Origin of the sequence: Sulfuricurvum sp. (assembly GCF_019163035.1) — a bacterium.
Taxonomy (GTDB): Bacteria; Campylobacterota; Campylobacteria; order Campylobacterales; family Sulfurimonadaceae; genus Sulfuricurvum.
In genome coordinates this window covers 1-6,251 of record NZ_JAFLKV010000151.1, presented here as the reverse complement: position 1 = coordinate 6,251, position 6,251 = coordinate 1, and the positions used below count along the sequence as shown (strand labels likewise).

The 6,251-nt window shown below is 47.8% G+C and carries 6 protein-coding genes; 4 read left to right on the top strand and 2 right to left on the bottom strand.

Annotation, left to right across the window (positions count from 1 at the left end):
• Positions 1-66 precede the first annotated feature (66 nt).
• From JZU62_RS10670 to argB, 4 genes are read left to right on the top strand one after another with little or no spacing between them, the layout of a single operon-like run.
• The gene (locus tag JZU62_RS10670; RefSeq protein WP_295014638.1) at positions 67-867 is read left to right on the top strand and encodes an NAD+ synthase; all 801 of its coding nucleotides are present in this window, start codon (positions 67-69) and stop codon (positions 865-867) included.
• Positions 868-881: 14 nt separating this feature from the next.
• Positions 882-2,000: a DegT/DnrJ/EryC1/StrS aminotransferase family protein gene (locus JZU62_RS10665; RefSeq protein WP_295014636.1), complete on the top strand. Its 1,119-nt coding sequence runs from the start codon at positions 882-884 to the stop codon at positions 1,998-2,000.
• Complete coding sequence (locus JZU62_RS10660; protein ID WP_295014634.1) at positions 1,997-2,914, top strand: tetraacyldisaccharide 4'-kinase; 918 nt, start codon at positions 1,997-1,999, stop codon at positions 2,912-2,914. The genes JZU62_RS10665 and JZU62_RS10660 overlap by 4 nt, the downstream gene beginning before the upstream one ends.
• Positions 2,898-3,749 (top strand): acetylglutamate kinase, encoded by an 852-nt coding sequence (gene argB, locus JZU62_RS10655; RefSeq protein WP_295014632.1) that lies wholly within the window; start codon positions 2,898-2,900, stop codon positions 3,747-3,749. Before JZU62_RS10660 ends, argB begins: the two co-directional genes overlap by 17 nt.
• 3 nt (positions 3,750-3,752) lie before the next feature.
• Here the strand turns inward: argB and JZU62_RS10650 are convergent, their stop codons facing one another.
• A complete protein-coding gene (locus JZU62_RS10650; RefSeq protein ID WP_295014630.1) occupies positions 3,753-5,225 on the bottom strand; it encodes a YiiX/YebB-like N1pC/P60 family cysteine hydrolase in 1,473 nt (490 codons plus the stop codon).
• A partial coding sequence (locus JZU62_RS10645; RefSeq protein WP_295014628.1) for an MFS transporter occupies positions 5,215-6,251 on the bottom strand: 1,037 nt, incomplete at its 5' end. The genes JZU62_RS10645 and JZU62_RS10650, both read right to left, overlap by 11 nt.

Genomic DNA, 6,251 nt, shown 5'->3' with positions numbered 1-6,251 from the left:
TGTTGACTTCTTTGATAACAAAATTAGTTATAATACAAATAGTTAATACTAAAATAAGGTTTGGTGGTGAGTAAATACGAGCTGATCAGTCGGTATTTGAGTGAATTTCTCAGTCAAGAAGTTCGTAAAACCGGTTTGAAAAAAGTGGTAGTGGGATTAAGCGGAGGGATCGATTCGGCGGTTGTGGCGGTTTTAGCTCACAAAACGTTCGGAGATGATCTCCTTTGCGTCAAAATGCCCTCCCACTATTCATCTCAGAGTTCATTGGATGATGCGGATGAGTTGTGTAACACTTTTTCCCTTCGTTCAGAGACGAAAAGCATCGAATCGATGTTGCGTGCGTATGAAACGTCCGATATGTCACCGCTTCGAGTCGGAAATCTCTCGGCACGGTTACGAATGGTAACATTGTTCGATATTTCGGCGCGGGAGGGAGCTTTGGTTCTGGGGACGAGTAACAAAAGCGAACTGATGCTCGGCTACGGGACATTGTACGGCGATTTGGCGAGTGCTCTGAACCCTATTGGCGATATGTATAAAACGGAAGTATTCGAGTTGGCTCGCTATTTAGGGGTTCCAAGCTCGATTATCGATAAGCCCCCCTCGGCAGATTTGTGGGCGGGGCAGAGTGATGAAGCGGAGATCGGTTATCCCTACAGTGATCTTGATCGTGTTTTGAAACGGTATGTGGAAGAGCGCCACACCTCCGAAGAGATGATAGGCGATGGTGAAAATTCGCAATTAGTTGATATGATAATAAAAAGAATTTATCAGAATCAATTCAAACGGCGTATGACGGTAATCGCAAAGTTGACATCGCGAACGCTCAATCATGATTTTAATTATCCCAGAGATATTACCCTATGAAAAAGGAAATGCAAATGAATATCCCATTTTACCGTGTCGAAGTCGGCGGAGATGAACGTGAGAAGATTGATGAAGTATTTGACGGAGAGGCACCGAATATCGTTGAAGAGTTAGAAACAGCGTTTGAATCGTATGTCGGGGCATCGTATGCTCTGGCAACGTCTCACGGTACGGCGGCGCTTCATTTGGCGATGTTGGCAATCGATCTCAAACGGGGTGATAAAGTACTCTGTTCGATCAATGCCTATCCGTCGGTTCCTGAAGTGGTACGCCATTTCGATGCCGAGCCTATATTTATCGATATTAATCCCGATACGTTTACGATTGATTTGGATAAACTTGAAGCTTATTTGGCGGAAAACAAATCCAAAAAACTCAAAGCGGTGATCGTCTCTCATGTGGCGGGACAAAGCGTTGAACTTGATCGATTGTACGGCATTGCCAAAGAGTATGATGTCAAAATTATCGAAGACGCTTCGGATGCGTTGGGATCAACTTATAAAGGGCAAAAAATCGGCTCTACGGGTGCTGATATCACCTGTTTTGATTTCAGTCCTCATTTGCGCCGTAATGTCTGTAACGGCGGGATGTTGGTATGTGATGATGAAGAGATCATGGAGCGTGCACGCTCGCTTCGTAACCACGCGATGGTGATTGATGAAGAGGGGTTGGGGTATATCTATGATGTGACCGATATCGGAAGCCAGTACATGATGAGCCCTCTCGATGCGGCTACGATTTTGATACAGCTTGAGAAACAAGATGAGAATATCGAGCGTCAACGCGCTATTGCTGAAATCTTTAATGAGTGTTTAGCCGAAGCACCTCATATCCGAACCCCTATCGCCAATGATGAGCACTCGTATTCGTTATACATTATCAAAGTCGATAAAAATCGTGACTCGTTCGCACGTGAGTTAGCCGCTCGCGGTATCGAGTGTGGATTGCACTATATTCCGCTCCATTTGCTGAGTTATTATAAATCGAAATATTCACTTCGTGTTAATGATTTTCCGGTTGCGTTGCGCAACTATCAGCAAGTACTTTCGATTCCGAATTACGCGGCTCTTAGCGACGCTCAGGTTGAAGAGATCTGTGACGCAATTTTGGATGTAGCTTCTACACGCGTTTGAAACGTTTTTGGGTTGCATGGGGGGAACGCTATCTTTACAACCCCTCGCTGATCCAAAAAATCCTCTCTGTACTCCTTTTACCGCTCAGTTGGATCTACTGTTTATTGGCATACATTCGTTACCTGCGAAGTCGTCCTAAATCGTTTGGAATACCGGTGGTGAGTGTCGGAAATCTCATCGTCGGCGGGAGCGGTAAAACCCCGATAGTGGTTGAGCTCGCCAAACATTTTGAAAAACCGGCGATCGTGTTGCGCGGTTACGGACGACAAAGTCGCGGTATGGTGGTGGTCAAAGACAAATCGACGATCCTCTGCGATGTTATCAAAAGCGGTGATGAAGCGATGCTTTATGCCCAGATGCTCGATAGTGCGATGGTCATCGTGAGCGAGATCCGTGAACGGGCGATTGCGGAAGCCGCGTCGATGGGATGCGATGTCGTATTGCTTGATGATGGGTACGGGAAACACTCGATAGAGAAACTCAATCTTCTCATCGCCGTCCCCACCCCAAACCCGTATTGTCTCCCATCAGGGGCGTATCGGGAGAAGTTGTGGAGTAGTAAAAAGGTTATCGTGATGATGGAGAGAGTTGATTTTAAACGCTCCGTTACCCTCAAAAATCCGACAGAAAAAATGGTATTGGTGACCGCGATTGCGCGTCCTGAGAGACTTGATCCTTTTTTACCGGAAGTGATAGAGAAGGTCTATTTTGAAGATCACCATTTCTTTACCCAAGGGGAACTCGAAATGATTGTGGAGCGGACGGGTGCTACCAGCCTCTTGGTAACTTCAAAAGACTTGGTTAAAATGTCGTCTTATAAAAAACTCAATATCTCTGTTTTGGAACTCTCTATTGAGTTAAACGAGACGATAATTACTACAGTGAAGGATTATGTAAATGCAGCGAAAAATTGATACCGTTAAAACTCTTATGGACGCGATGCCGTTCATTAAAGAGTTCCGTGATGAGATCGTTGTCATTAAATACGGCGGGTCGGCTCAAACCTCTGATGAGCTCAAAGCCAAATTTGCCCAAGACATCGTACTGCTTCACCTCGTCGGGGTGAAAGTGGTGATCGTACACGGAGGTGGGAGCCGTATCTCTCAGCTCTTGTCCGATTTGAAAATCCCGACCGAATTTATCGACGGTGAGCGGGTCAGTACCCCAGAAGTGATGCGGATTGTCGAGATGGTACTCAGCGGCGAGATCAACAAAGAGATCACTTCGCTCCTCAACTCTTACGGTGCCAAAGCGATAGGTATTAGCGGTAAAGATGCCCATTTCTTGCGTGCCAAACCCAAAGACGAAGCGAAATTCGGTCTTACGGGACGGGTCGAGAGTGTCAACGGATCGGTCATTCATAATCTTTTGCAAGAGGGTTTCATCCCCGTCATCGCCCCTATCGGGTGTGATCCTATCGTCGGTCATCCGGGATACAACATCAACGCCGACCTTGCCGCATCGGCTATCGCGGCGGCTATCGGCGCGTGCAAAGTGATCTTTATGACCGACACTTCGGGAGTATTGAATAAAGATAAAGAGTTATTCTCAACCCTCACCGAAGCGCAGGTTGAAGCGCTCAAAGCGGACGGTACGATTAGCGGCGGTATGGTTCCAAAAGTCGATTCATGTCTCGAAGCGGTCGATGCAGGGGTTCAAAAAGCCCACATCATCGACGGACGGATCGAACACGCGATCTTGCTCGAACTCTTCACCTCTGAGGGTGTAGGGACACAGATCACTCTGTAGTCCTTAGCGGTATTTCTCTTCGATTCCGACTAGGGTTCGATAGAGCTTCTCCCCTTCATCATTTTCCCCTTTGGCATATACCTTTTTCCCATCATGCGCAAAAAATGTCAGTTCTAACGGAGCATTGGTATCTCCTGAGGCGAGGACGGCAATATCATCGGGTGAGATCGTAAAGCTCGTCAATACTTTTTTCGTCATAAAATCGATCTGCGGATAGGCAACATAGACGAGTTCGGAACAGACGATGGTTTCGGTGGTGTTGACGTTGAAATCAAAATCGTACTTTTTACCGTAATTGCTCAGTGCCAGATCCAATGAACTGCGTATCTCATCGGAGGAGAGGCGGCTTGGGCGGAGTGTCGCAACGTCATCGATATTCATAAAATGCTCTACACTGTTAAGTACGACCCCTTCGCGAAGCGCTTCGAGGATCACTTTGCCCTCTTTGATCTCATCGAGATGCTGTTTGATAAACGGTTCGTTCAATGCTCCCAAATCGCGAAGCTGTTCATACGTTCCGATGTAGAGTGCCGCATGACCGAAATGCCCTGGAATCGTTTTGTCGGTCAACGCAAACGGGGTTTTCTCTAGCAATACGTCTCCGGGTTTGAGCTGTGCCGAAAAATCAGCGAGAAACGCTTTGTCTTCACGCAGTTTTCCGCTGCGCCATCGTACCATCCCCATCGTGTTGCCTAGCACTTTTGAAAAGGTAAATTTGAGTTTTTCGACGGTTGAGAACGGCAATTCAGCGGTACGGGAGACGAGTACGCTCACCTGATCGGCAATCTCTTTGAACGCGTTATCTCCTCCTAACGTCGCGCGCATCGGTGAGTGGTCGATGTAATCGTATAGATAGCGGATCGAAGGATCACCTTGAGCGATATAGAGTGCAATCGTTTTGCGGTTATCCTCGAAAAAGCGGATGGCATCGAGCATCGTGGAACGATAGGTGAGGGTATTGGCTCTCATCAGTGAGTCTTTGTAAAAGTTTTCATTCACTCCGTACTCGGGATAGGCTTCATTGAGTTTAGCGCGGATTTCACTTTTGTCATGCATATGCTCTTGCATAAATTGGGCATTGTCATAGAGTGTCAGTGCCGCCGCCATCGAAATCACGATCGATTCGATACGGTCACGATCTCCTAGTGATTCATCGGTGCGGTAAAGCGCATTACGGTAGCGCAACGCATACGGAAATAAACGGGTTCGTACGGTATCGGCTTCACGGATCGATTTGGCGATTCTCACCGAAAGGGTCGAGGGGAGTGCCCCTTTGTGCGAGCGAATTGAGCTTTCCGCTTCATTCATAAAAGGGGGGATTCTTTCACGAAGATCGAGAGAACGGCGGATAAGGTCTTCTACTGCTATCGCGTCGTTTTGACGGGCGGTGTTGACCAGTTGCGCCAAATCCGATTCGGCGGAGAGGAGGGTAAACGCGGCTAGGGTCAGTGAAATTATGAGGGCTCTATAATTCATTTTTTGCCTTTGTGTGGATTAGTCGTGCAATGATTCCTGCAACGAGCAAGGTAGCGACAGCTATGAGAAGAAAAATATCAGGGATACTCCAACCATCTCCTAAGAGTAGCATCGTCACAACCGCACCTGAAACCATAAAGAGGGCATTGAGGATATTGTTGGCGGCGATGATGCGGGAGCGTGAATGAGCTTCGCTACGTCCTTGCATAATTGCATACAGTGGGACGCTGTAAAGTCCTCCGAATACCCCGACGAAGGTTAGATCAACGAGGATATGGAAAAACTGCGGGTTGGAATAAATGTCGCTCATTGCTTTAAAGTGTTGTGCCGTGATCGCAAAATCAATCCCCGACAGCCCCATTCCGACAGCTCCGATAACGACAAGCGAGACACGGAGGCTATGGTGGCTGAGCCGCTCACAGAGGATGGAACCGACACCGATCCCGAGGGTAAAGAGGCTCAGCAGTATCGTTACCGTCGTCTCATCCCCCATCAACACCGATTGAACGAATGAGGGGAACTGTGAGAGGAGCAACGCACCATAAAGCCAAAACCATGAGATAGCTAAAATAGAAAGAAAAACCATCCGATTTTGGTATGCTAACCGAATGGAATTGAGCGTTTGGGCAAAGAGATTGAGCGAAAACGGCATCTTAGGGCTCAGAGAGGGGGCGCTAGGGATATAGCGGCTAAAACCGTAACCAATGATGGCGACCGCGATGGAGGCAACTCCGGCAATCACTCCGCCATTAGGGATACCCGATAGCACTCCGCCGATCAGTGTCCCCAGTAAAATCGCGGCAAACGTCCCCGATTCGATGAGGGCGTTGGCGCTGACCAGCTCATTTTCCCCCATGTGCTGAGGGATGATCGAATATTTGATCGGACCGAACAGTGTCGAGTGCATCCCCATCCCGAACACGACGATCATGAGGGTAATAAACGAATGGGTCGCAAATCCCACCGTGGCGATCACCATCAAAAAGATTTCCCACACTTTGACGATGCGAGCGAGGCGTGCTTTAT

Bases quoted from the DNA above. Each gene is read 5' to 3' on its own strand.
- JZU62_RS10665 (WP_295014636.1), top strand. From the start codon at position 882: ATGAATATCCCATTTTACCGTGTCGAAGTCGGCGGAGATGAACGTGAG.
- argB (WP_295014632.1), top strand. From the start codon at position 2,898: ATGCAGCGAAAAATTGATACCGTTAAAACTCTTATGGACGCGATGCCG.
- JZU62_RS10650 (WP_295014630.1), bottom strand. From the start codon at position 5,225: ATGAATTATAGAGCCCTCATAATTTCACTGACCCTAGCCGCGTTTACC.